This window comes from Pseudomonas laurylsulfatiphila (assembly GCF_002934665.1).
Taxonomy (GTDB): domain Bacteria; phylum Pseudomonadota; class Gammaproteobacteria; order Pseudomonadales; family Pseudomonadaceae; genus Aquipseudomonas; species Aquipseudomonas laurylsulfatiphila.
The window spans coordinates 278,690-303,543 of sequence record NZ_NIRS01000001.1 but is presented as its reverse complement, the minus strand read 5'-3'; the positions used below and the strand labels follow the sequence as shown (position 1 = coordinate 303,543).

Annotated in this window: 22 protein-coding genes; 13 read left to right on the top strand and 9 right to left on the bottom strand. The window is 61.2% G+C overall.

Annotated elements, in window-relative coordinates; translation table 11 throughout:
• The 5 genes from CD175_RS01340 to gloB form a co-directional block, all read right to left on the bottom strand.
• Positions 1-1,074: a microcin C ABC transporter permease YejB gene (locus tag CD175_RS01340; protein ID WP_104447349.1), complete on the bottom strand. Its 1,074-nt coding sequence runs from the start codon at positions 1,072-1,074 to the stop codon at positions 1-3.
• Positions 1,075-1,078: 4 nt separating this feature from the next.
• Positions 1,079-2,920 (bottom strand): extracellular solute-binding protein, encoded by a 1,842-nt coding sequence (locus tag CD175_RS01335; protein ID WP_104447348.1) that lies wholly within the window; start codon positions 2,918-2,920, stop codon positions 1,079-1,081.
• On the bottom strand, positions 2,917-4,737 hold the full coding sequence (locus tag CD175_RS01330) for an extracellular solute-binding protein (protein WP_420849090.1): 1,821 nt from the start codon (positions 4,735-4,737) through the stop codon (positions 2,917-2,919). The genes CD175_RS01335 and CD175_RS01330 overlap by 4 nt, the downstream gene beginning before the upstream one ends.
• 244 nt (positions 4,738-4,981) lie before the next feature.
• On the bottom strand, positions 4,982-6,412 hold the full coding sequence (locus tag CD175_RS01325; protein ID WP_007979119.1) for a transglycosylase SLT domain-containing protein: 1,431 nt from the start codon (positions 6,410-6,412) through the stop codon (positions 4,982-4,984).
• A gap of 99 nt (positions 6,413-6,511) precedes the next feature.
• Positions 6,512-7,279 (bottom strand): hydroxyacylglutathione hydrolase, encoded by a 768-nt coding sequence (gloB, locus tag CD175_RS01320; RefSeq protein WP_104448055.1) that lies wholly within the window; start codon positions 7,277-7,279, stop codon positions 6,512-6,514.
• A gap of 65 nt (positions 7,280-7,344) precedes the next feature.
• Here gloB and CD175_RS01315 point away from each other — a divergent pair, with 65 nt between their 5' ends.
• From CD175_RS01315 to CD175_RS01295, 5 genes are all read left to right on the top strand, one after another.
• Positions 7,345-8,103: a class I SAM-dependent methyltransferase gene (locus CD175_RS01315; protein WP_104447346.1), complete on the top strand. Its 759-nt coding sequence runs from the start codon at positions 7,345-7,347 to the stop codon at positions 8,101-8,103.
• 93 nt (positions 8,104-8,196) lie between these two features.
• Positions 8,197-8,649 carry a ribonuclease HI gene (gene rnhA, locus CD175_RS01310; protein WP_007979123.1) on the top strand — a complete coding sequence of 151 codons (453 nt, stop codon included), beginning with the start codon at positions 8,197-8,199 and terminating at the stop codon, positions 8,647-8,649.
• Positions 8,650-8,844: 195 nt separating this feature from the next.
• Positions 8,845-9,603 carry a DNA polymerase III subunit epsilon gene (gene dnaQ, locus CD175_RS01305; protein ID WP_046037200.1) on the top strand — a complete coding sequence of 253 codons (759 nt, stop codon included), beginning with the start codon at positions 8,845-8,847 and terminating at the stop codon, positions 9,601-9,603.
• Positions 9,604-9,864: 261 nt separating this feature from the next.
• Entirely contained in the window at positions 9,865-12,120 is a 2,256-nt protein-coding gene (locus tag CD175_RS01300) for an Orn/Lys/Arg family decarboxylase (protein WP_104447345.1), read from the top strand.
• Between the two features lie 14 nt (positions 12,121-12,134).
• Entirely contained in the window at positions 12,135-12,749 is a 615-nt protein-coding gene (locus CD175_RS01295; RefSeq protein ID WP_104447344.1) for a GNAT family N-acetyltransferase, read from the top strand.
• On the opposite strand, the gene CD175_RS01290 is transcribed toward CD175_RS01295, so the two are convergent.
• On the bottom strand, positions 12,715-13,608 hold the full coding sequence (locus CD175_RS01290; RefSeq protein ID WP_104447343.1) for a LysR family transcriptional regulator: 894 nt from the start codon (positions 13,606-13,608) through the stop codon (positions 12,715-12,717). The two genes, CD175_RS01295 and CD175_RS01290, sit on opposite strands and share 35 nt — an antisense overlap.
• Before the next feature lie 88 nt (positions 13,609-13,696).
• Positions 13,697-13,924 (bottom strand): hypothetical protein, encoded by a 228-nt coding sequence (locus CD175_RS01285; RefSeq protein WP_007979133.1) that lies wholly within the window; start codon positions 13,922-13,924, stop codon positions 13,697-13,699.
• 175 nt (positions 13,925-14,099) lie between these two features.
• Between CD175_RS01285 and CD175_RS01280 the strand changes: the two genes are divergently transcribed.
• The gene (locus tag CD175_RS01280) at positions 14,100-14,660 is read left to right on the top strand and encodes an NADPH-dependent FMN reductase (RefSeq protein WP_007979138.1); all 561 of its coding nucleotides are present in this window, start codon (positions 14,100-14,102) and stop codon (positions 14,658-14,660) included.
• A gap of 17 nt (positions 14,661-14,677) precedes the next feature.
• On the opposite strand, the gene CD175_RS01275 is transcribed toward CD175_RS01280, so the two are convergent.
• Complete coding sequence (locus CD175_RS01275) at positions 14,678-15,343, bottom strand: TetR/AcrR family transcriptional regulator (RefSeq protein WP_104447342.1); 666 nt, start codon at positions 15,341-15,343, stop codon at positions 14,678-14,680.
• Between the two features lie 54 nt (positions 15,344-15,397).
• Between CD175_RS01275 and CD175_RS01270 the strand changes: the two genes are divergently transcribed.
• The gene (locus CD175_RS01270; RefSeq protein ID WP_104447341.1) at positions 15,398-16,501 is read left to right on the top strand and encodes a DUF2855 family protein; all 1,104 of its coding nucleotides are present in this window, start codon (positions 15,398-15,400) and stop codon (positions 16,499-16,501) included.
• A gap of 182 nt (positions 16,502-16,683) precedes the next feature.
• Here the strand turns inward: CD175_RS01270 and CD175_RS01265 are convergent, their stop codons facing one another.
• The gene (locus CD175_RS01265; RefSeq protein WP_104447340.1) at positions 16,684-17,634 is read right to left on the bottom strand and encodes a DUF1853 family protein; all 951 of its coding nucleotides are present in this window, start codon (positions 17,632-17,634) and stop codon (positions 16,684-16,686) included.
• 117 nt (positions 17,635-17,751) lie between these two features.
• Between CD175_RS01265 and CD175_RS01260 the strand changes: the two genes are divergently transcribed.
• Genes CD175_RS01260 through pepN form a run of 6 tightly spaced genes read left to right on the top strand, consistent with a single transcriptional unit; the run spans position 17,752 to position 24,268 of the window.
• A complete protein-coding gene (locus tag CD175_RS01260; RefSeq protein ID WP_007979142.1) occupies positions 17,752-18,642 on the top strand; it encodes an NAD(+) kinase in 891 nt (296 codons plus the stop codon).
• Positions 18,639-19,613, top strand: a complete 975-nt coding sequence (locus CD175_RS01255) for a metallophosphoesterase (protein ID WP_420849089.1) — start codon at positions 18,639-18,641, stop codon at positions 19,611-19,613. Before CD175_RS01260 ends, CD175_RS01255 begins: the two co-directional genes overlap by 4 nt.
• Positions 19,610-20,479, top strand: coding sequence for a rhomboid family intramembrane serine protease (locus tag CD175_RS01250; RefSeq protein WP_104447339.1), 870 nt, complete (start codon positions 19,610-19,612; stop codon positions 20,477-20,479). Before CD175_RS01255 ends, CD175_RS01250 begins: the two co-directional genes overlap by 4 nt.
• A 33-nt stretch (positions 20,480-20,512) precedes the next feature.
• Positions 20,513-20,773, top strand: coding sequence for a YeaC family protein (locus CD175_RS01245; RefSeq protein WP_007979148.1), 261 nt, complete (start codon positions 20,513-20,515; stop codon positions 20,771-20,773).
• Positions 20,770-21,600, top strand: a complete 831-nt coding sequence (locus tag CD175_RS01240; protein WP_104447338.1) for a DUF2797 domain-containing protein — start codon at positions 20,770-20,772, stop codon at positions 21,598-21,600. Before CD175_RS01245 ends, CD175_RS01240 begins: the two co-directional genes overlap by 4 nt.
• 10 nt (positions 21,601-21,610) lie before the next feature.
• The gene (gene pepN / locus CD175_RS01235) at positions 21,611-24,268 is read left to right on the top strand and encodes an aminopeptidase N (protein ID WP_104447337.1); all 2,658 of its coding nucleotides are present in this window, start codon (positions 21,611-21,613) and stop codon (positions 24,266-24,268) included.
• Positions 24,269-24,854: the final 586 nt, after the last annotated feature.

Below are 24,854 nucleotides of genomic sequence, written 5' to 3'. Positions count from 1 at the left end.
TCAATGCTCCCGGCTTTCGAAGTCGATGCGCGGATCGACAAAGGTGTAGGTAAGGTCGCCGATCAGTTTCACCACCAGCCCCAGCAACGTGAAGATGAACAGCGTGCCGAACACCACCGGGTAATCGCGGTTGATCGCCGCTTCGAAACTCATCAGGCCCAGGCCGTCGAGGGAGAAGATCACCTCCACCAGCAGCGAGCCGGTGAAGAAGATACCGATGAAGGCTGAAGGGAAACCGGCGATCACCAGCAGCATGGCGTTGCGGAACACATGGCCGTACAGCACGCGGTGGTTGGTCAGGCCCTTGGCCCTGGCGGTGATCACGTACTGCTTGTTGATCTCGTCGAGGAAGCTGTTTTTGGTCAGCAGGGTCATGGTCGCGAAGTTGCCGATCACCAGCGCGGTCACCGGCAGCGCCAGGTGCCAGAAGTAGTCGAGGATCTTGCCGCTCATGCTCAGTTCATCGAAGTTGTTCGAGGTCAGCCCGCGCAACGGGAACCAGTCCAGATAACTGCCGCCGGCGAACACCACGATCAACAGGATGGCGAACAGGAACGCCGGGATCGCGTAGCCGACGATGATCGCCGAACTGGTCCAGACGTCGAAATGGCTGCCGTGTCGCGTGGCCTTGGCGATCCCCAGCGGGATCGACACCAGGTACATGATCAGGGTGCTCCACAGCCCGAGGGAGATCGACACCGGCATCTTTTCCTTGATCAGGTCGATGACCTTGGCGTCGCGAAAGAAGCTGTCGCCGAAATCCAGCGACGCATAGTTCTTGACCATGATCCACAAGCGTTCCGGCGCCGACTTGTCGAAGCCGTACATGTGTTCGATTTCCTTGATCAGCGCCGGGTCCAGGCCCTGGGCGCCGCGATAGGCCGAGCCTGCCACCGAGACTTCGGCACCGCCGCCGGCGATGCGGCTGGTGGCGCCTTCGAAGCCTTCGAGCTTGGCGATCATCTGTTCCACCGGCCCGCCCGGGGCGGCCTGGATGATCACGAAGTTGATCAGCAAGATGCCGAACAGGGTCGGAATGATCAGCAACAGTCGACGAAAAATGTACGCCAGCATCTGATTACTCCGTGCCCGCAGGATCGGCCTGCAGTATGGTTTCGACTTCTATCGCCGGCTTGATGTCGGGCTTGACCCACCAGGTGGCCGTGCCGATGTCGTACTTGGGCGAGACCTTCGGGTGGCCGATGTGGTTCCAGTACGCCACGCGCCAGGTCTTGATGTGCCAGTTGGGTATTACGTAATAGCCCCATTGCAGAACGCGGTCCAGCGCGCGGGCATGGGCCACCAGGCTTTTGCGCGAATCGGCGTTGATCAGTTGTTCGACCAGTTGATCGACCACCGGATCTTTGAGCCCCATGGAATTGCGGCTGCCGGGTTTGTCGGCGGCGGCCGACATCCAGAATTCCCGTTGTTCGTTACCTGGTGAGTTGGACTGCGGGAAGCTGCCGACGATCATGTCGAAGTCCCGGGAGCGCACGCGGTTGATGTACTGCGAGACGTCGACCCGGCGGATCACCAGATCGATACCCAGGTCGCTCAGGTTGCGTTTGAACGGCAGCAGCACCCGTTCGAATTCGGTCTGGGCCAACAGGAATTCGATGACCACCGGCTTGCCGGTGGCGTCGACCATTTTGTCATCGACGATGCGCCAGCCCGCCTCCTGCAGCAGTTGATAGGCTTGCCGTTGCTGGGCGCGGATCATGCCGCTGCCGTCAGTGGCGGGGTTCTGGAAGGCTTCACTGAACACCTGCGGAGGCAGCTTGGCGCGAAACGGTTCGAGGATCGCCACCTGTTCGGCGTCAGGCAGGCCGGTGGCGGCCATTTCCGAGTTCTCGAAATAACTGCGGGTACGTGCGTAGGCGCCGTTGAACAGTTGCTTGTTGGTCCATTCGAAGTCCAGCAACAGCGACAAGGCCTGGCGCACACGCACATCCTGGAACACCGGGCGACGCAGATTGAACACGAAGCCTTGCATGCCGGTCGGGTTGCCGTTGGGGATCTGCTCCTTGACCAGTCGGCCCTCGGTGACCGCCGGGATGTTGTAGGCGTTGGCCCAGTTTTTCGCGGTCATTTCCAGCCAGTAGTCGAACTGCCCGGCCTTGAGTGCTTCCAGGGCCACGGTGTTGTCGCGGTAGTAATCGGTGGTCATCACGTCGAAGTTATAGAAACCGCGATTGACCGGCAGGTCCTTGCCCCAGTAGTCCTTGACCCGCTCGTAGCGCACCGAGCGCCCGGCCTTCACTTCGCCGACCTTGTACGGGCCGCTGCCCAACGGGATCTCCAGGTTGCCCTTGTTGAAGTCGCGGTCGGCCCACCAATGCTTGGGCAGCACCGGCAACTGGCCGAGGATCAGCGGCAGCTCGCGGTTGTTGGTGTGCTTGAACTTGAACAGCACGGTCAGCGGGTCTTCGGCGATCACTTCGGCCACGTCGTTGTAGTAGCCGCGGTACATCGGTGCGCCGTCCTTGGTCAGCATCTGGAAGCTGAACACCACGTCTTCGGCGCGTACCGGATGGCCTTCATGGAAGCGTGCTTCGGGGCGCAGGTAGAAGCGCACCCAGCCGTTGTCCGGGGCTTTCTCGATCAGCCGGGCGATCAGGCCGTACTCGGTGAACGGCTCGTCCAGGCCTTGCTTGGCCAGGGTGTCGTAGATGATGCCGATATCATCCGCCGGTACGCCTTTGCTGATGAACGGGTTGAGGCTGTCGAAGCCACCGAACCCGGCCTGGCGGAAGATCCCGCCCTTGGGGGCGTCGGGATTGACGTAGTCGAAGTGCTTGAAGTCGGCCGGGTATTTCGGCGGCTCGTTGTACAGGGTCACGGCGTGTTGCGGGGCGGCGCAGGCCAGCCCGGCGAACAACAGGCCGCTGGCCTGCAGGAGCAGGGTGCGGATGGGGTTCATTGATCTTTCTCCGAAGATTTCAGCCACCACGCATTCAGGCCCAGGGTGTAAGGCGGCGTGGTGACAAAGGCGAGCCGGTTGCGGTACGCCAGGCGGTGATAATTGAGGTACCAGTTGGGAACGATGTAGTGCTGCCACAGCAGCACGCGGTCAAGGGCCTTGCCGGCGGCGACTTGCTGGTCACGGGTCTGGGCGGCCAGCAACTGTTCGAGCAGATGGTCGACCACCGGGTTGGCAATGCCGGCGTAGTTCTTGCTGCCTTTGACCTCGGCCTGGCTGGAGTGAAAGTACTGCCATTGTTCCAGGCCCGGGCTGAGGGTCTGGTTGAGGGTCATCAGGATCATGTCGAAATCGAACTGGTCGAGGCGCTGCTTGTATTGCGCGCGATCGACCGTGCGCAGCTGCGCATCGATGCCGATGCTGGCGAGGTTCTCGACGTAGGGCTGGAGGATGCGTTCCAGGTTCGGGTTGACCAGCAACAGCTCCAGGCGCAAGGGTTGGCCTGCGGCGTTTTGCAGGTGCTGGCCATTGAGCTTCCAGCCGGCTTCGGCGAGCAGGCCGAGGGCTTTGCGCAAGGTCTCCCGGGGGATAGCGCGGCCATCGGTCTGCGGCAGGCTGAACGGCTCGGTAAAGAGCCTGGCCGGCAGCTGTTCACGGTAGGGCTTGAGCAACAGCCATTCATGCCCGACCGGCAAGCCGCTGGCCGAGAACTCGCTGTTGGGGTAATAGCTCAGGGCGCGTTTGTAGGCACCGCTGAACAGCGCGCGGTTGGTCCATTCAAAGTTGAACATCAGCCCCAGCGCTTCACGGACCCTGGCGTCCGAGAAAGTCACCCGGCGGCCGTTCATGAACAGGCCCTGGGTCTGGGTCGGGATCTGGTGGGGAATCTGTGCCTTGATCACGTCACCGCGGCGTAGGGCGGGAAAGTTGTAGCCGGTGTCCCAGTTTTTCGCCTGATGCTCGATATAGATGTCGAATTCACCGGCCTTGAACGCCTCGAACGCGACGTCGCTGTCGCGGTAGAACTCGACTTCCATGCGGTCGAAGTTGTACTTGCCGCGATTGACCGACAGGTCCTTGCCCCAGTAATCCTTGACCCGTTCGAAAACGATCTGGCGTCCTGGCGTGACCGACGTGATGCGATACGGCCCGCTGCCCAGCGGCGGTTCGAACGTGGTGGCCTTGAAGTCACGGCCTTTCCAGTAGTGCTGTGGCAACACCGGCATTTCGCCCAGGCGCAGGATCAGCAGCGGATTGCCGGCGCGCTTGAACACGAAACGGATGCGCTGGGGGTTGAGGATGTCGACCCGCAGCACCTCCTGAAGGTTGGTGCGGTACAGCGGATGCCCTTCCTTGAGCAGCGTGCGATAGGAGAACGCAACGTCGAAGGCGGTAATCGGCGTTCCGTCATGGAAGCGTGCTTCAGGGCGCAGGTTGAACACCACCCAACTGCGGTCCTCGCTGTACTCCACCGACTGGGCGATCAGGCCATAGCTGGACGCGGGCTCGTCACCCGAAGGCGCGTACTGCCCGGTGCCGACCATCAGCGGTTCGTTGAGTTCGTTGATGCCGTATTGCAGGAAGTTCGGTGTGGTGACCGGGCTGGTGCCCTTGAAGGTGTACGGGTTGAGCGTATCGAAGGTGCCAAACGCCATCACCCGCAACGTACCGCCCTTGGGCGCTTGCGGGTTGACCCAGTCGAAGTGGGTAAATCGGGCCGGGTACTTGAGCGTGCCGAACTGCGCATAACCATGGCTTTCGCTGATCGTCGCGCTTGCGGTGGAGCTCAAGGCCAGGCTGATCAGGAGCAGGGGCAGGGGACGCTTCAAATAGGAGATCCGATCCAGGCGGCTTGGGCTTTGTGGACCGTACAGTAACAGCTTGTATGGACAGGAAAAAGACGGGGGTTAATGGGTAAATTCGGCTGGACGCAATCCTGTGGGAGCTGGCTTGCCAGCGAAGGCGGCGTGACGGGCGAAATCGATGTTGACTGTGCCGATGTCTTCGCTGGCAAGCCAGCTCCTACAGGTATAAAAAAGCCCCTGAAATCAGGGGCTCTTTTTAATGCGGATTGGCCACCGTCAACATCTGGCCGGGCTTCAGCGCCTGGCCGACACGAGGATTCCAGCGCTTGAGGTGCTGCATCTCGACGTTGAAACGCTTGGCCACGAGGGCCAGCGAGTCGCCTTGCTGGACCTTGTACTTGGTCTGCTGCTTTTTGGAGTTGGCGGCAATCACGGTGTTGACGCGCCCGGAGCTGCGTTTGCTGTTGTCCTGCATGACCAGGGTCTGGCCGGGCTTGAGATTCTTGCCGGTCAGTTTGTTCCAGCGTTGCAGGTCCTTCACGTCAACGTTGTTGGCCTTGGCGATGGAGCCGAGGTTGTCTCCCCGTTTGACCCGGTAGGACCGCCTGGCGCTGGCGACCTGGGTGTCGTCGGCGCCTTCGAAGACCGGCTTGAGCGATTTTTTGCTGATCAACTCTTCAGGACGCATGGTCTGCAGGCTGCTGGTCAGCAGTTGCGCCTTGGAGGTCGGCACCAGCAGGTGCTGTGGGCCGTCGATGGTGGTGCGCTGCTTGAAGGCCGGGTTGAGCTGGAACAGTTCGTCTTCGTCGATGTTTGCGACTTCAGCGACCTTGGACAGGTCCATGCGCTGGTTGATTTCGACGACCTGGAAATAGGGCTGGTTGGCGATCGGGTTGAGGTTCACGCCGTAGGCTTCCGGCGCCATCACCACTTGCGACAGCGCCAGCAACTTCGGCACATAGGCCTGGGTTTCGGAGGGCAGCGGCAGGTTCCAGTAGTCGGTCGGCAGGCCCAGCCGCTCGTTGCGCTCGATGGCCCGGCTGACGGTGCCTTCACCGGCGTTGTAGGCCGCCAGGGCCAGCATCCAGTCGCCGTTGAACATGTCGTGCAGGCGGGTCAGGTAATCCAGCGCGGCGGTGGTCGACGCGGTGATGTCGCGACGGCCATCATAGAAACGGGTCTGGCGCAGGTTGAAGTAACGTCCGGTGGACGGGATGAATTGCCAAAGACCCACCGCGTCGGCCCGGGAGTAGGCCATCGGGTTGTAGGCACTTTCAATCACTGGCAGCAGGGCCAGTTCCAGCGGCATGTTGCGCTCTTCAAGGCGCTCGACGATGTAGTGAATGTAGAGGCTGCCACGTTCACCGGCGTTTTCGAGGAAAGACGGGTTGCTGGCGAACCACAGGCGCTGCTGCTCGATGCGCGGGTTGACACCCAGCCCGTCCTGCAACTGGAAGCCCTGGCGCATACGCTCCCAGACGTCCTGTGGAATTTGCGGGCTGGGCTTTTCGCTGAGCCAGATCGGCTTCTGCTTGGCGCGCGCGGCGATGTTCGGCGTGTGCGCCGCATCGGTCTGCGGCGCATGGCTGGAACAGCCCGCCAGGGTGGCGGACACAGCCACCGCAATGGCTTGAGCCAAGCGGGTCAATGCGTCTGAACTGATGGCTTTGCGAATAGGTGACGACATTGGCTGGAAGTAAGTTCCGGGCAAAAATGTCGGGCGATTCTAGAAAGCGCACCCTGCGCGGTCAACCTTTCAGAATTGTTGCAGCCTTGTGGGACCCCTTTAGAACGTGTCTTTCCACGCTCGAAGCGCAGCAAAAACCATATCGGGCGCCGAGTTATCGGTGCCGGTCCGTTCGTCCGCTTTTTCTTTAACGGATGTTTCAGCGGAACGCAAAAACGGGTTTGTGAGCTTTTCCAGTGCCAGTGTCGACGGCAGCGTCATGATCCCGGACTCCCGTTGGCGGGTGACTTTGGCCAGGCGTTCGGCCGTATCCGGGTTGTTCGGCTCGACGGCTGCGGCAAACTTCAGATTGCTCAGGGTGTATTCGTGGGTGCAGTAGACCAGCGTGTCTTCCGGCAACCCCGCGAGGCGTGTCAGCGAGCTGTACATTTGCTGTGGCGTGCCTTCGAACAACCGCCCGCAACCGGCGGCAAACAGGGTGTCGCCGCAGAACAGCAAACCGTGATGGTAATAGGCGATATGTCCCAGGGTGTGGCCGGGGACCGCGAAGATATCGAAGTCCAACCCGAGCACGCTGATGCGGTCGTTGTCCTTGAGCGCAACCTCCCGCGCCGGGATCGTTTCGCTGGCCGGACCATAGACTTTCGCGTCCGTCGCTTTTTTCAGCTGTTCGACGCCGCCGACGTGGTCATGATGGTGGTGAGTGATCAAAATATCACTCAGTACCCAACCCGGATTGGCCGTGAGCCAGGCGTGTACCGGGGCGGCATCACCCGGGTCGACGACCGCGCAGCGTTTGCTGCCGTGGTCTTGTAACAACCAGATGTAGTTGTCGGTGAAGGCGGGCAGGGCTGTGATCTGTATCATCGTCGGATTCGCCAAGCGGAAAACAATGGCGCATCTTAGAACTTCCTGGCGCGTTGGAGAATGCAATGACTGATAAAGCGTTCGCACAGGCTGATCCTGACTGGCTGGCGTTGATCGGCGCGGCCCGCGAGTGGCTGGAAGGTCCGATCGGGCAATTCCTGCTGGACGAAGAGCGGCGCATGCTCGAAGACGAACTCGGGCGGTTCTTTGGTGGCTATCTGGTGCATTACGGTCCCTCGGCTCAGACTCCGCCGTCAGCGCCGCAGGTGCAGCGTAACGTACGCCTTGGCGCGCCGTTGCCGGGGGTCGAGATCGTCTGTGAGGAGCAGGCCTGGCCGCTGAGCGAGCACGCCGCCGATGTGGTGGTGCTGCAGCACGGCCTGGATTTCTGCCTGTCGCCCCATGGTTTACTGCGCGAGGCGGCAAGCAGCGTGCGGCCCGGCGGGCATTTGCTGATCATCGGCATCAATCCCTGGAGCAGTTGGGGCCTGCGGCACGTGTTTGCCCAGGATGCGCTGCGCAAGGCGCGCTGCATTTCGCCGTCACGGGTTGCGGACTGGCTGAACCTGCTGGGCTTCGCGCTGGAGAAACGCCGCTTCGGGTGCTATCGTCCGCCGCTTGCGTCACCGGCGTGGCAGACGCGCCTGGCCGGTTGGGAGCGCAAGGCCGGAGACTGGCAACTGTCGGGCGGCGGCTTCTATTTACTGGTGGCACGCAAGATCGTGGTGGGCCTGCGACCGGTCCGTCAGGAGCGGCGCGAGCCGATGGGCAAGTTGATTCCCTTGCCGATGGCCAAGGTCAACCGTCGCAATATCGAACCGTAATACACACTTTTTCATTTGCGGCCGGGCCTGTCCCGGCTTCGGGCGTCGTCGATCAGCGATCGGCGGGCCAGCGCATTTTCTGGATAGATTGGCATGAGCGATAGCGTAGAACTGTTCACCGACGGCGCCTGCAAGGGCAACCCTGGCCCTGGCGGCTGGGGCGCACTGCTGGTGTGCAAGGGCGTTGAAAAGGAACTCTGGGGCGGCGAAGCCAATACCACCAACAACCGTATGGAGCTGATGGGTGCGATCCGTGGCCTGGAAGAACTCAAGCGTCCCTGCGAGGTGCTGCTGGTGACCGACTCCCAGTACGTGATGAAAGGCATCAACGAGTGGATGGACAACTGGAAGAAGCGCGGCTGGAAAACCGCGGCGAAGGAGCCGGTGAAAAACGCTGACCTGTGGAAGTTGCTCGACGAGCAGGTCAACCGCCACAAGGTCACCTGGAAATGGGTGCGCGGGCATATTGGCCATCACGGCAACGAACGCGCCGACCAGTTGGCCAACCGTGGCGTCGATGAAGTGCGTGGGTACAAGCAGGGCTGATTTGGGCTCGACTGCTGGACCGAGTCGCGGCCTTCGCGAGCAGGCTCGCTCCCACTGTTGATCTCCATATGCCGAAGAGCCCTTGTGGGAGCGAGCCCGCTCGCGAAGGGCGCAACACGGTCCACCTGAAAGACCCCGGCGAGCGTGTTAACATCGCCGCTTTTGCACGATTGACCGATTGAGAGCTGAGCACTGATGGCCACCAGATCCGTTGTACTCGACACCGAAACCACCGGCATGCCGGTGACCGACGGCCACCGGATTATCGAAATCGGTTGTGTCGAGTTGATCGGCCGACGCCTGACGGGCCGACACTTTCACGTCTACCTGCAGCCCGATCGCGAAAGTGACGAGGGCGCTATCGGCGTCCACGGCATCACCAACGAATTTCTCGTGGGCAAGCCGCGTTTTGCCGAGGTGGCCGAAGAGTTCTTCGAGTTCATCAAGGGCGCGCAGCTGATCATCCATAACGCGGCGTTCGACGTTGGCTTCATCAACAACGAATTCGCCCTGATGGGGCAGCAGGACCGCGCGGACATCACGCAGCATTGCTCGATCCTCGACACCCTGATGATGGCCCGGGAACGTCACCCGGGGCAGCGCAACAGCCTCGACGCCTTGTGCAAGCGCTATGGCGTCGACAACTCCGGCCGTGAACTGCACGGCGCCTTGCTCGACTCCGAGATTCTCGCCGACGTCTACCTGACGATGACCGGCGGGCAGACCAGCCTGTCCCTGGCCGGTAATGCCTCCGATGGCAATGGCTCCGGTGAAGGGGCGGACAATTCGGCCACCGAAATCCGTCGTTTGCCGGCGGATCGCCAGCCGACGCGCATCATCCGCGCCAGCGAAGACGACCTGGCCCGCCACGCAGCGCGCCTGGAAATCATCGGCAAATCCGCTGGTGCCCCGGCGTTGTGGGTGCAGTTGGCTGAGGCTGAAGCGCAGGCGTAATTCCTCATTTCCAATGAACGCTTTTTGTGGCGAGGGAGCTTGCTCCCGCTCGGCGGCGAAGCCGTCGTAAAACCTGCATGCAAAGTATGTCTGAAGGAACGCCGAGGACCGCTTCGCGCTCCAGCGGGAGCAAGCTCCCTCGCCACAGGGAAATTCCCCCTTCGCCACAAGCTGGTGCATCCCGCTCGCCACTTGCGCTGCAACACTCTACCCTGAGGTGATTGGCAGGCTCTGGTCTGCCGCCTCAGGACACTGAGCCTCATGTATAAAGATTTGAAATTCCCGGTCCTGATTGTCCATCGCGACATCAAGGCCGACAGCGTCGCCGGCGACCGCGTGCGGGGGATTGCCCGGGAGCTGGAGCAGGAAGGCTTCAGCGTCGTTTCGGCGGTGGACTACACCGAAGGACGACTGGTGGCGTCGACCTACCATGGCTTGTCCTGCATGTTGATAGCGTCCGAGGACGCCAGCACCCATTCTCACTTGTTGCAAAACATGGCCGAACTGATCGGTCTGGCGCGAGTGCGTGCGCCGGATCTGCCGATCTTCGCCCTAGGCGAAAAAGTGACCCTGGAAAACGCGCCCGCCGATGCCATGGCCGAGCTCAACCAGTTGCGCGGCATTCTTTACCTGTTTGAAGACACCGTGCCCTTTCTTGCCCGGCAGGTAGCCCGTGCTGCGCGCAAATACCTCGATGGACTGTTGCCGCCGTTCTTCAAGGCCCTGGTGCAGCACACCGCAGATTCCAACTATTCCTGGCACACCCCCGGTCACGGTGGTGGCGTGGCGTATCACAAAAGCCCGGTCGGGCAGGCGTTTCACCAGTTTTTCGGGGAAAACACCCTGCGCTCGGATCTTTCGGTGTCGGTGCCGGAGCTCGGTTCCTTGCTCGATCACACCGGCCCCCTGGCTGAAGCCGAGGCCCGCGCAGCCCGTAATTTCGGCGCCGATCACACCTTTTTCGTGATCAATGGCACGTCCACCGCCAACAAGATTGTCTGGCATTCGGTGGTCGCTCGCGATGACCTGGTGTTGGTGGACCGTAATTGCCACAAGTCGGTGCTGCACTCGATCATCATGACCGGCGCGATCCCGCTGTACTTGTGTCCGGAGCGTAATGAGCTGGGGATCATCGGCCCGATTCCCCTGAGCGAGTTCAGCCGCGAATCGATCCAGGCCAAGATCGACGCCAGCCCGCTGACAAAGGGGTGTTCGCCGAAGGTCAAGCTCGCCGTAGTGACCAACTCGACCTATGACGGCCTCTGCTACAACGCCGAACTGATCAGGCAGCAACTGGGCAATAGCGTCGAGGTGCTGCACTTCGACGAGGCCTGGTACGCCTATGCGGCGTTCCATGAGTTTTTTGCCGGGCGCTACGGCATGGGCACGTCCCGTGATGAAGACAGTCCGTTGGTGTTCACCACCCATTCCACCCACAAGTTGCTGGCGGCCTTCAGTCAGGCGTCGATGATTCACGTGCGCGATGGCGGCGCGCGGCAACTGGACCGGGATCGCTTCAACGAAGCGTTCATGATGCACATCTCGACCTCGCCGCAGTACGGCATCATCGCCTCGCTGGATGTGGCTTCGGCCATGATGGAAGGGCCGGCCGGGCGTTCGCTGTTGCAGGAAATGTTCGACGAAGCCCTGAGTTTTCGCCGGGCGCTGGCTAACTTGCGCCAGCATATTGCCGCTGATGACTGGTGGTTTTCGATCTGGCAACCGCCGTCGGCACAAGGCATCGAGCGGGTCGTCACCGAGGACTGGTTGCTGCAACCGGAGGCCGACTGGCACGGCTTTGGCGGCGTGACCGACGATTATGTGCTGCTCGACCCGATCAAGGTCACGCTGGTGATGCCGGGGCTGACGGCCGGTGGCGCCCTCAGCGAGCGCGGGATTCCGGCGGCGGTGGTCAGCAAGTTCCTTTGGGAGCGTGGCCTGGTGGTTGAGAAAACCGGGCTGTATTCGTTCCTGGTGCTGTTCTCCATGGGCATCACCAAGGGCAAGTGGAGCACGCTGCTCACCGAGTTGCTGGAGTTCAAGCGCAGCTATGACGCCAACGTCAGTCTGGCCAGTTGCCTGCCTTGCGTGGCGCAGGAGAATGTCGCGCGGTATCAGGGCATGGGCCTGCGTGATCTGTGCGATCAGTTGCATGGCTGTTATCGCAGCAATGCCACCGCCAGGCACCTCAAGCGCATGTACACCGTACTGCCGGAAGTCGCGATGAAGCCGGCGGACGCCTATGATCAACTGGTTCGGGGTGAAGTCGAAGCCGTATCGATCGATGCGCTGCTCGGACGGATCGCCGCGGTGATGCTGGTGCCGTATCCACCCGGCATTCCGTTGATCATGCCGGGTGAACGCTTTACCGAGTCGACCCGCTCGATCATCGATTACCTGGCGTTTGCCCGCACGTTCGATAGCAGTTTCCCGGGGTTCGTTGCTGATGTGCACGGATTGCAACACGAAGATCAGGGCAGTGGGCGGTGCTACACCGTCGATTGCATCAAGGAGTGAGGACCTTTCCCAGTATGCAGCCGGTTATAAATCCGAATTATCCAGGGTTGTCGGTACGGGTTGCCGATGAAGGTTTTGCCGCCTACATCTGGGGCAGTGATTTCAGTTTTGAAGTCGCAGCCTATGGTGCGGCCGAAATCGGCAAACCGGTCGCACAGTGGCCGGTGACGCCGATCACGCCTTACCGCAAGTGCTACGGCATCGACCCGGAGGAGTTCAGCAGCTTTCGCGATGCCGCCGACAGCGCGATTTTCATGGCCTATCTGGATGACGAGCCCGTGGGGCACCTGGTGGTCAGCACCAACTGGAACGGCTTTGCCCATATCGACGAGTTGGCGGTGCATGCACCGGCCCGACGGCACGGCGTGGCCAAGGCCCTGCTGGATGTGGCGCAGTTCTGGAGCCGCAAGAAGAAACTCCCGGGCATCATGCTCGAAACCCAGAACAACAACCTGGGAGCCTGCCGGCTCTATGAACGCTGCGGTTACATGATCGGCGGGATCGACCACCTGCGCTATCGCGGCATCGATCCGAACACCGCTGAAGTGGCGCTGTTCTGGTATCGAATATTCGAAAACCCGCTGGAAAACCCGCTCAGTTCGTCAGCATCGCCGCGGCTTGTTCCGTGACGATGGCCAACAGGGTCTGAACCGCCGGAGATGCTTCGGCGTTTTTCAGGGACAGGGCGTAGAGACTGACCGGGATGGCGGGTGCCAGCGGGCAGCTGTCCAGTCCCGAGGCTTTGGCGCCGAGGGCGGTGAAGGGGTCGACGATGGCCAGGCCTTCGCCGGCCTCGACCATGCTGCGCATCATCTGGTGCGTCTGCACCCGGGTCTGGATCACGGGGGCAGGGCGCAAGCCGTGCAGTTTGTTTTCCAATGCCGGGCTCAGCGGGTCGTGCCCCTCCAGGCCGATCATCGATTGGCCGGCCAGGTCCTGCAGTGAAATGTATTTCTGTTTCGGTTGCAGCCAGCCATGGGGGGCGAGCAACTGAAGTTTGCCCTGGGCAATCACCTGGCAATCGAGGTCGGCGTGATCGGGGTCGTGCAGGCTCAGGCCCAGATCGCTTTCACGCAGCAGCAGGGTTCTGACGATGTCGCGGGTCGGCTGGCTCAGCAGTGTGCAAGGGGCGTCGGGCAGGCGTCGCCGCAGGGCCGCGATACTGTGTGGCAACAATTGGTTGGCCAGAGGTGGGGTGCAGATGATGCGCAGCGGCGGCGCCAGGTATTGCCTGAGGCTGTTGGCCAGACGCTGCACCGGTTCGAGCGCGTCGTAGACCCGGGCGATTTCCACCTGCAGTTGCTGCGCTTCGCGGGTGGCCTGCAATCGTCCGCGAACGCTGGCGAACAGCATGAACCCCAACTGATCCTCGGCGTCGCGCAGCAAGCGCTCGACTTCGGCCACTGGCAGCTGCAGCCATTCGGCGGCGGTACCCAGGTGACCGGTCTGCAGGAGCGCCTGGATCACTTCGATATGGCGTAAGCGCATGCGTGAAGTCCATGTTCAGCAGGTGGAGGAGTCAGTGGCTGAATCCTACCCCAAGTCCGCGCATATGACTTCTGCTCATAACGACCAGTTATGAAGCGCTGACGGTTTGCGGTTCACGGGTAATGGTCACGCCGGTTTGCACCAGCATGAATTCATTGTCGTCGACCTTGTTGACACGGTCGCCAATGGCCAGCTTATAGGTAGTGACAGGCCCTGAACCGTCTACCGCCGGGGTGGATTCCTGGAACTCGTGCACCGAATAAATACGGCCTTCCGCGTCTCTTGCATGGAACTGACCGACGAGTACTGCTGCCATCTGCTTAGAACCTCTGGAGATAAATCACTCAATTTGCGGCTCTGTAGACCGTGCCTGGGTGAGGTAAGTTTTCCTACAGGAAAAAAATAGTCAGGGACGGCGTTTTCAGTCGCCCGCTGCTTGAATCGTCATCTATAACTACAAGCTCTTCATATCGGACAGTCGAGACATTCCCATGAGCAACGTCTATTCGGTCGCCGTCGTGGTCGGCAGCTTGAGAAAGGAATCGATCAACCGCAAGGTCGCACGGGCCCTGGCTGAACTGGCACCGGCCAATCTCAAGCTCAACATCGTCGAAATTGGCGACCTGCCGCTCTACAACGAAGACATCGATGGCGCTTCACCGCCGGCAGCCTACAGCACTTTCCGACAACAAGTGAGTTCATCCGACGCGGTGCTGTTCGTAACCCCGGAATACAACCGTTCGGTGCCGGCACCGTTGAAAAACGCGATTGACGTGGGTTCGCGTCCCTATGGGAAAAGTGCCTGGAACGGCAAACCAGGCGCGATTATCAGCGTTTCGCCGGGGGCCGTCGGCGGGTTTGGTGCCAACCACAACCTGCGTCAATCCATGGTGTTCCTCAATGTGCCGCTGATGCAGCAACCTGAGGCCTATCTGGGGAACGCCGGTTCGGCGTTCGACGAGGCGGGCAAGCTGTCCGAGTCGGTCAAGCCGTTCCTGCAAAGTTTCATCAATGCCTATGGGCAATGGGTCGAGCAGCACAAGAAAGTCTGATGTTCGTTTGCCAGCGCTCAGTCCCGCGACGCGCTGGTCAATCGGCTGCAAACCAGTGCTTCCATTTCCGACAGCCAGGCGGCGGTTTGTTCCGCCGCCGGTTGTGTCGTGATGCAGTAGCGACGACCGCCCCAGGCCATGATGACCCAGGCTTCAATAGTCGGCGCTGACGGCTGCGTCGGCAAATCGCCGCAGGCCGCGAAGGCTTCCCGCCATTTTTGCGACAGTTCCTCGTACACCCTTCGGTGATGCTTGGGTTCGGCGATCTGATGCTCGATGAGCGACACGGCATGGTTGAACAGCGGTTGGCGAGGATCATCAGGGTCGCAGGTCAGGCGCACCAGTCGCTTGATGCGCGCCAGCCAGTCCAGGTCGTTTGCCTGAATGACGTCTTGATCCATTTGCGCCAGCAGTACATCCAGGCGATGCCGAATGTAACCCGACAGCAGGGCTTTCTTGCTCGGGAAATAGTCATACAGCGTGCCAATCGCCACACCGGCCTCCAGTGCTACCTCCCGCGTGGTCAGTCTTGACCAGCCGTTGCGCTGCCAAATCCGAACAAAAGCCTCGTAAATCGCCTCGACGGTGAAAATCGCCCGAGCCTGGCTGGGTCGTTTCAGCGGCTTGGCGCGGGAATTGAGGGGGGGCGAGTCGCCCCTGGTGTTTCCGAACCCACTCTTCATCGGCAGTCATTACTCTTGTGTGACCCGCCACCGTGTCGCAGCAGGAGACCGAACATGCAGGATTTCACCACGGTAACACGCCTGATTACCCGTAAAAATGCTCTGGACCAGAGCCGCATAGAGCAGGAACGACGTAGCCTGGTTCCGGCAGCCGGCGAGGTAATCCTGAAGATTGATCGTTGCGCACTGACTACCAACAACATTACGTACGCGGCTTATGGCAATTCAATGAACTACTGGGGTTTCTTTCCCGCAGTCGAGGAGGGCTGGGGCCACATTCCGGCCTGGGGGTTCGCGGACGTCATTGCGTCAACCGTGACCGGCATCGAAGTGGGCGAGCGCTTCTACGGCTACTTTCCGCTGGCCAGCCACCTGTGGATGCGCCCGGAACGGGTCACCGAACGTGGGTTCTACGATGGGGCTGAACACCGATTGGGGCTGACCTCGGCGTACAACCAATACACGCGCTGCGGTTGGGATGCGTTCTACAGGCCTGAAACCGAAAACCTGCAGATTCTGCTTAAGCCGTTGTTTCTGACTTCATCGATGCTGGCGGATTTCCTGCAAGACAATCGGTTTTTCGAAGCGACCCGCCTGGTGTTCTCCAGCGCTTCCAGCAAAACCGCCTACGGCACGGCCGTGTGTCTGGAGAATCATCCGCAACTGGAACGTGTGGCGCTGACATCTGCCGGCAACAAGGCGTTTGTCGAAAACCTCGGGTGTTACGAGCGCGTGGTGTCCTATGCCGAGTTGGCGACCCTGGCCGGTGACCGTCCTACGTTGTATGTGGATTTTTCCGGCGACCTGGATCTACGTGATCGGGTGCACCAGCACTTTGCCGGGCAACTGGTCTACAGCTGCTTCGCCGGCTCTGCGCAAAGTACCGATGAGGCACGGTTGACGGCTATCGAAGGGCCACAACCGGTGTTCTTTTTTGCGCCGATCCAGATCCGCAAGCGCAATGCCGAATGGGGGCCGGAAGGGGTCAGCCAGCATATTGGCGAAGGGTTGCTGCGGTTTTTTCGGCAGGTGACAGCTCGGGAAAATCCCTTGCTGGAAGTCATTGAAAGTCGAGGTTATGAGGCCGCGCAAAGTGTCATTTCACGTTTGTTCCATGGCCAGGTCCCACCCGTCGAGGGGCATGTGATTCGGTTGTAGGCGGGGCAGACTTCGTGCTTTCGGGGCTTCTCAGGTAGACCGTGTTGACTTCTTCGCGAGCAAGCCCGCTCCCACATTCCATCTCGGTCGAGTGCAGATTTTGTATCCGCCGAGATTACTGTGGGAGCGGGCTTGGTCCGGGCGGCGATCCGACGAAGGGGCCGGCTCAGGCAATGCAAAACTCATCCCTGTCCCGGCACATTCGGCCAAAGATCCGCCACCAGAAACAGGCGCTCGGCCTCTTCCCAGTCGCCATTGGCATTTTCCGTCAGACGTACCAGCAGTTGTGCCGGCGCCAACGGGTCCAGGCCATCGAGCCATGCCCGCATCTGTTCAGGGGTCCAGGTGTGCTCCGCCGCATAGTGCGCCGGTGCCAGCCAGGCATGGCGGGGCAAGGGTTGCCAGCGACCGGGCGCGCTCTGGGAAACCAACGCCGGCCAATCCTTTTGATGCAGCCAGCGCCCGCGCAAATGCTGCGGATGGGCACCCGACGGCGGGGCGGCCTGTCCGGGCCAGGGGTACAGCAAATAACCCCCCAGCCACAAATGGGCGCTGAAGGCCTGGATATCCAGCGCCGCCAGCACTTCACGGCTCTCGGGGCGTGCGGAAATCGGCAGTTGATGCTGGCTCAGGTGCGCCAGCTTGCGGTCGAGCCGGTCGTGGCAGCCGGGACCCAGCCACTGGGCGGTGTCATGCCCGTCGCCCGATTGCGGGCCGAGGTAGAGCTTGATCGCCAGTTCCAGGTGATGCACGCCGTCGCGGTCGCGCAGCAGCATGTCCAGTTCACCCAGGGTGTGCCCTTCGCGGCGAATCGGCATGTTGGCGGCAATCAGCTCAATGCCCGGCGCGTGCTGCACGGCAAATTGCCAGAGGCGTTCGTAGTACAGGCCCAGGCGGCGGGTGCGGGCCTGGGCCAGCCAGTGCAGCAAGCCATAACTGTCCCGGTCCAGCTGCCGCAGCCACTGCTCCAGCCGGTCGGGCGCCTGCACCCAGTCGCTGCCGGCCAACGGGTGACGTTGCGGCCACGGGGTATCGTCCAGCATGGGCGGGGCGAGGATGACCCACGCCAGGTCACGCACTTCGGGATGGCGTAACTGATGGGGCAGGTGGAGCAAATCCGGAAATAGCATCATCTTGCGAGCATAGCCCGAAACCCGGGCACCCCCTTGAAGCTGAAAGGATTTTGTCTACGGGCGGCTTTCGCCCATAATCGTGGTTTTCGCCGCCACACAGATCCCCGCAGGAGCCCCATGGAGCAATTTCGCAATATCGGCATCATCGGTCGCCTGGGCAGTTCCCAGGTGCTGGATACCGTCCGCCGACTGAAACGGTTTCTGCTCGATCGTCACCTGCACGTGATCCTCGAAGACACCATCGCCGAAGTGCTGCCAGGGCACGGCCTGCAAACCTCGTCGCGCAAGATGCTCGGCGAAGTCTGCGACATGGTCATTGTGGTCGGTGGTGACGGCAGCCTGCTCGGCGCTGCCCGGGCGCTGGCCAAACACAATATTCCGGTGCTCGGCATCAACCGGGGCAGCCTGGGGTTCCTCACCGACATCCGCCCCGACGAGTTGGAAGCCAAGGTCGCCGAAGTGCTGGATGGCCACTATCTGGTGGAAAACCGCTTCCTGTTGCAGGCCGAAGTCCGCCGCCATGGTGAGGCCATCGGCCAGGGCGATGCCCTGAACGATGTCGTGCTGCACCCTGGCAAATCCACGCGAATGATCGAATTCGAGCTGTACATCGACGGCCAGTTCGTCTGCAGCCAGAAGGCCGACGGCCTGATCGTCGCCACGCCGACCGGTTCCACTGCCTACGCGTTGTCTGCCGGCGGGCCGATCATGCACCCCAAGCTCGACGCTATTGTTATTGTGCCGATGTACCCCCATACCTTGTCGGGTAGACCGATCGTGGTCGATGGCAACAGTGAGCTGAAAATCGTCGTGTCCAAGGATATGCAGATTTACCCGCAAGTCTCGTGCGACGGGCAGAACCACTTCACCTGCGCACCCGGCGACACCATTACCGTCAGCAAAAAAGCCCAGAAACTGCGGCTGATTCACCCGCTCGACCACAACTACTACGAAGTCTGCCGGACCAAGCTCGGCTGGGGCAGCAAGTTGGGGGGTGGAGGCGACTGATGCTCGATCCCGCGCGTAGCTACGACCTGATCGGTGACGTGCACGGTTGCGCTCTGACCCTGGAGCACTTGCTCGACCGACTCGGTTATCACAAACAGGGCGGCGTCTGGCGGCACGCGTCGCGCATGGCGGTGTTCGTCGGCGATATCATCGACCGCGGCCCGCGGATTCGCGAGGCGCTGCATATCGTCCACGACATGGTCGAGGCCGGTCAGGCGCTGTGCATCATGGGCAACCATGAGTTCAATGCGCTGGGCTGGAGCACGCCGGCGCTGCCCGGCAGCGGCAAGCAGTTCGTGCGCGAGCACACGCCGCGCCATGCCCGCCTGCTGCAAGAAACCCTGACCCAGTTCGAAGGCCATCCGGCTGACTGGCACGACTTCCAGCAATGGTTCTATGAGCTGCCGCTGTTCGTTGATGCCGGGCGTTTTCGCGTGGTCCACGCCTGCTGGGATGCCGGGCTGATCGAGCCGCTGCGAGCGTTGTTCCCCAACGGTTGTGTCGACGAGCATTTTCTCCAGGCGTCGGCGGAGTCGGGTTCGTTTGCCTGCACCGTGTTCGATCGCCTGTTGCGCGGCACCGACATGCGCTTGCCCCATGGCCTGACCATGACCAGCGGCGACGGCCTGGTGCGTTCGTTCTTCCGCACCAAGTTCTGGGAAGACGATCCGAAAACCTACGGCGACATCGTGTTCCAGCCGGACGCGCTGCCTGAGCCCGTGGCCCGGACGCCGCTGACATCCACTGAAAAGAACAGCTTGCTGCGCTATGGCATCGATGAACCGTTGTTGTTCGTCGGCCATTACTGGCGCAGCGGCAAACCGGCACCGATCCGCCCGAACCTGGCCTGCCTGGATTACAGCGCAGTGCTCTACGGCAAACTGGTTGCCTACCGACTGGATCAGGAAACCCGCCTCGATCCGGATAAATTCGTCTGGGTCGATGTCGAGCGGCCGGAGGTGCTGCAATGAGTGCTGTAGCGGTATTGCGTCTGCCCCTGGCGGTGGACCTGAGCGGGTTCGTCACCTTGCTCAAACGCATGCAAGTGCCCCATCGGGTCAGCGAAGAAGCGGGCGAGCAGGTGCTGTGGGTGCCGGACAACATCAGTGAAGACGTGCGCGCCCTGTACGAACGGTTTCCGGCGGGCGATCCCGACCAGCAACTGGACATTCCGGTGGCGCAGACCATCAAGCGTCCGGGCTTTTTCGAACAGCTGAAATACGCCAGGGCCACTGCGCTGGTATTGCTGCTGAGCATCATCGTCGGTGCGATCACCTTGCTCGGTGACAACCTGGAAACGATGCGCTGGCTGACCTTCCTCGAATTTCGTGTAGTCGGCGAATACCTCCACTTCACACCGCTGGCCGACAGCCTGGCGGCGGGGCAGTGGTGGCGCCTGTTCACGCCGATGCTGATCCACTTCGGCTTCCTGCACCTGGCGATGAACGGCATGTGGTACTGGGAGCTGGGGCGGCGCATCGAATCGCGCCAGGGCAGCATCAACCTGATCGGCCTGACCCTGCTGTTCAGCCTGGTGTCCAACTACGCCCAGTACTACTTCAGCGGCCCGACCTTGTTCGGTGGCCTGTCCGGCGTACTGTACGGCCTGCTTGGACATTGCTGGATCTTCCAGCTGCTGGCGCCGAACCCGGCTTATCGCCTGCCGCGCGGCGTGCTGGTGATGATGCTGGTGTGGTTGCTGCTGTGCCTGTCCGGGCTGGTCTCGATGATCGGCTTCGGCGAAATCGCCAACGCGGCCCACGTCAGCGGGTTACTCATCGGATGCTTCACCGGTTTGTTGGGCGGTTTGTATAACCGCCGTAAACTGGCCGCCTAATTCAAGAACATGCAATAAAGAGACGGAGACCCAATGTCCTCTTTTAACGAAATGATCCAGAACATCACCCCGGATATCTACGAGAGCCTGAAACTGGCCGTGGAAATCGGCAAATGGTCCGACGGTGGCAAGCTCACCGCCGAACAACGCGAGCTGTCGCTGCAGGCGATGATCGCCTGGGAAATCCAGAACCTGCCCGAGGACCAGCGTACCGGCTACATGGGGCCGCAGGAATGCGCCTCGAAGTCGATCGAAGTGCCGAACATCCTGTTCAAGTCGGATGCCATCCATTGATCGAGATTGGCCGCGGTGCAATCAGCAAAATGTCGGCACGCCTTGACGGGCCGAACGTGCAATACGCTTTCCGTCTGGGCGAAACGGAGGTCCCGGTCAATCCGTTGATCGGCACAACGGTGCGCCTGGAATACCTGGGGGCGATCCACTGCACCCATTGCGGACGCAAGACCAAAACCAGCTTCAGCCAGGGTTACTGCTACCCGTGCATGACCAAGCTGGCCCAGTGCGACGTGTGCATCATGAGCCCGGAGCGCTGCCACTTCGACGCCGGCACCTGCCGTGAGCCGGAGTGGGGCGAGAAGTTCTGCATGACCGATCACGTGGTGTACCTGGCCAACTCGTCGGGGGTGAAAGTCGGGATTACCCGTGCCACCCAGTTGCCGACCCGCTGGCTCGACCAGGGTGCGAGCCAGGCCTTGCCGATCGTGCGCGTCTCAACCCGGCAGCAGTCGGGTTTCGTCGAGGATCTGTTTCGCAGCCAGGTGGCGGACAAGACCAACTGGCGTGCTTTACTCAAGGGCGATGCGGCGGCGGTGAACCTGGCCGAGGTCCGCGATCAACTGTTCGACAGCTGCGCTGAAGGCTTGCAAGGGTTGCAGGAACGATTCGGCTTGCAGGCGATCCAGACGGTTGTCGGCGTCGAACCGCTGGAAATCCGCTACCCGGTCGAGCAATACCCGGCGAAGATTGTCAGCTTCAACCTGGACAAGAACCCGATTGCCGAAGGCACGCTGATGGGGGTCAAGGGCCAATACCTGATCTTCGACACCGGCGTGATCAACATTCGTAAATACACGGCTTACCAGCTCGCCGTGCATCAGTAAGGACTCCAGCATGCGCACCGAACAACCGAAGATGATCTACCTCAAGGACTATCAGGCGCCCGAGTACCTGATCGACGAAACACACCTGACCTTCGAGTTGTACGAGGACCACAGCCTGGTCCATGCGCAACTGGTGATGCGCCGCAACCCCGAGCGTGGCCCGGGGCTGCCGCCGCTGGTGCTGGATGGTCAGCAGCTGGAACTGCTGTCGGTCACCCTGGCCGACCAGGCGCTTACTGCAGCGCAGTATCAACTGACCGAGAATCACCTGACCCTGCACCCGACCAGCGCTACTTTCACGGTCGATACCAGTGTCAGGATCCACCCGGAAACCAACACCGCGCTGGAGGGCCTGTACAAGTCCGGCACGATGTTCTGCACCCAGTGCGAGGCCGAAGGCTTCCGCAAGATCACCTATTACCTCGACCGCCCGGACGTGATGAGCACCTTCACCACCACGGTCGTCGCCGAGCAGCACAGCTATCCGGTGCTGCTGTCCAACGGCAACCCGATCGCTTCCGGCCCCGGCGAAGATGGCCGGCACTGGGCGACCTGGGAAGACCCGTTCAAGAAACCGGCGTACCTGTTTGCGCTGGTGGCCGGTGACCTGTGGTGCGTCGAAGACAGCTTCACCACCATGAGCGAGCGCAACGTGGCGCTGCGCATTTACGTCGAGCCGGAAAACATCGACAAATGCCAGCACGCCATGAACAGCCTGAAGAAGTCCATGCGCTGGGACGAAGAGGTCTACGGTCGCGAGTACGACCTGGATATCTTCATGATCGTCGCTGTGAATGACTTCAACATGGGCGCCATGGAGAACAAGGGCCTCAACATCTTCAACTCCAGCGCCGTGCTGGCCAAGGCCGAAACCGCCACCGACGCCGCGCACCAGCGGGTCGAGGCGATCGTCGCCCACGAATACTTCCACAACTGGTCGGGCAACCGCGTGACCTGCCGCGACTGGTTCCAGCTGTCGCTCAAGGAAGGCTTCACCGTGTTCCGCGATGCAGGTTTCTCCTCGGACATGAACTCGGCCACGGTCAAGCGCATCCAGGACGTGGCGTACCTGCGCACCCACCAGTTCGCCGAAGACGCCGGCCCCATGGCTCACGCCGTGCGCCCGGACAGCTTCATCGAGATTTCCAACTTCTACACCCTGACCGTGTACGAAAAGGGCTCGGAAGTGGTCGGCATGATCCACACCTTGCTCGGCGCCGAAGGCTTCCGCAAAGGCAGCGACCTGTACTTCGAACGCCATGACGGCCAGGCCGTGACCTGCGATGACTTCATCAAGGCCATGGAAGATGCCAATGGTGTCGACCTGACCCAGTTCAAGCGCTGGTACAGCCAGGCCGGTACACCGCGTCTGGCGGTGAGCGAGTCCTTTGATGCCGTGGCGAAAACCTACAGCCTGACCTTCCGCCAGAGCTGCCCGGAAACCCCGGACAAGGTTGAAAAACTGCTGTTCGTGATCCCGGTCGAGCTGGGGCTGCTGGATGCCAAAGGGGCAGCGATTGCCCTGCGTCTGTCCGGTGAAGCTACCGCGCAAGGCACCTCGCGGGTCATTTCCGTGACCGAAGCCGAGCAGACCTTCACCTTCGTCGACATCGCCGAACAGCCGCTGCCTTCGTTGCTGCGTGGTTTCTCGGCGCCGGTGAAACTGAGCTTCCCGTACAACCGCGATCAGTTGATGTTCCTGATGCAGCACGACAGCGACGGTTTCAACCGCTGGGATGCCGGCCAGCAACTGTCGGTGCAGGTGCTGCAGGAATTGATCGCCCAGCAGCAGAAGGGCGAAGCCCTGGTGCTCGATCAGCGTCTGGTGTCGGCGCTGCACACGGTGCTCTCGGACGCGTCGCTGGATCAGGCCATGGTCGCCGAAATGCTCTCGCTGCCAAGCGAAGCGTACCTGACCGAAATCAGCGAAGTGGCGGATGTCGAGGCGATTCACAACGCCCGCGAGTTTGCCCGCAAGCAACTGGCTGACGCGTTGTTCGAAGGCTTGTGGCTGCGTTACCAGGCCAATCGCGAGCTTTCCAAGCAAACTCCGTACGTGGCCGAGGCGGAACATTTTGCCCGTCGTGCCTTGCAGAACATCGCGCTGTCGTACCTGATGCTCAGCGGCAAGCCGGAGGTTCTGGCGGCGACGCTGGAGCAGTTCGACGCGTGCGACAACATGACCGAACGCCTGACCGCGCTGGCGGTGTTGGTCAATTCTCCGTTCGAGGCCGAGAAGGCCAAGGCCCTGGCCAGCTTCGCCGAGCACTTCAAGGACAACCCGCTGGTCATGGACCAGTGGTTCAGTGTCCAGGCCGGCAGCGTGTTGCCGGGAGGACTTGCGCGGGTCAAGGCGTTGATGCAGCACCCGGCGTTCAACATCAAGAACCCGAACAAGGTGCGGGCGTTGGTCGGTGCGTTTGCCGGGCAGAACCTGATCAACTTCCATGCGGCGGATGGTTCCGGGTATCGCTTCCTGGCGGATCTGGTGATCGAGCTGAACGGGTTTAATCCGCAGATTGCTTCTCGGCAGTTGGCGCCTTTGACTCGCTGGCGCAAGTATGACGGTGCTCGGCAGGCTTTGATGAAGGGGGAGCTGGAGCGGATTCGGGGTTCGGGGCAGTTGTCCAGTGATGTGTTTGAGGTGGTCAGCAAGAGTTTGGCTTGAGTCTGCTGTTGACCTTGGCGGCCTTCGGGCCGACCAGGTTCTTGGTTGATTGAGTACATATCCGTTTTTTTGGTAGCGGCGGCTGGCGGTTTCGCCCTTACGGCGACTCCCTTTTTTACAAGCGCCTAAAAAAGGAAGCAAAAAACGCTCGCCCCGAACGTACGGCCCCTCGCTGAGGCTCGGGGTACCTTCGCTGCGGTATTCATCCGGGGGCATTGCCCTCCGGTCGGCTTCGCTTCGACCTACATGCAATGAGTTCGACTGCGTCGAACGGCGCTGCGCGCCCATCCCCGGATGAACACCTCCACTCAGCCTGCCGAGGGGGCGGGTGGATCAAGATCAAGAGCTGCAGGCGAGCTAACGCTCGGCCTGTTGAGTGGTGAAAAGCGTGGGTGTTCGTCGATCTGCTTTTGCTCTTCTGTGGGAGCTGGCTTGCCAGCGATGGCGGCCTGACAGTCGACCTGAATTGCGCGGCGGTACTCAGTCCTCTGTAGGAGCGAGCCTGCACGCGATGGACGTCAACGATGACGCGGGCTGTCTGAGTACCCGCGGTGTCCCGGCGTTTTTCGCGAGCAGGCTCGCTCCT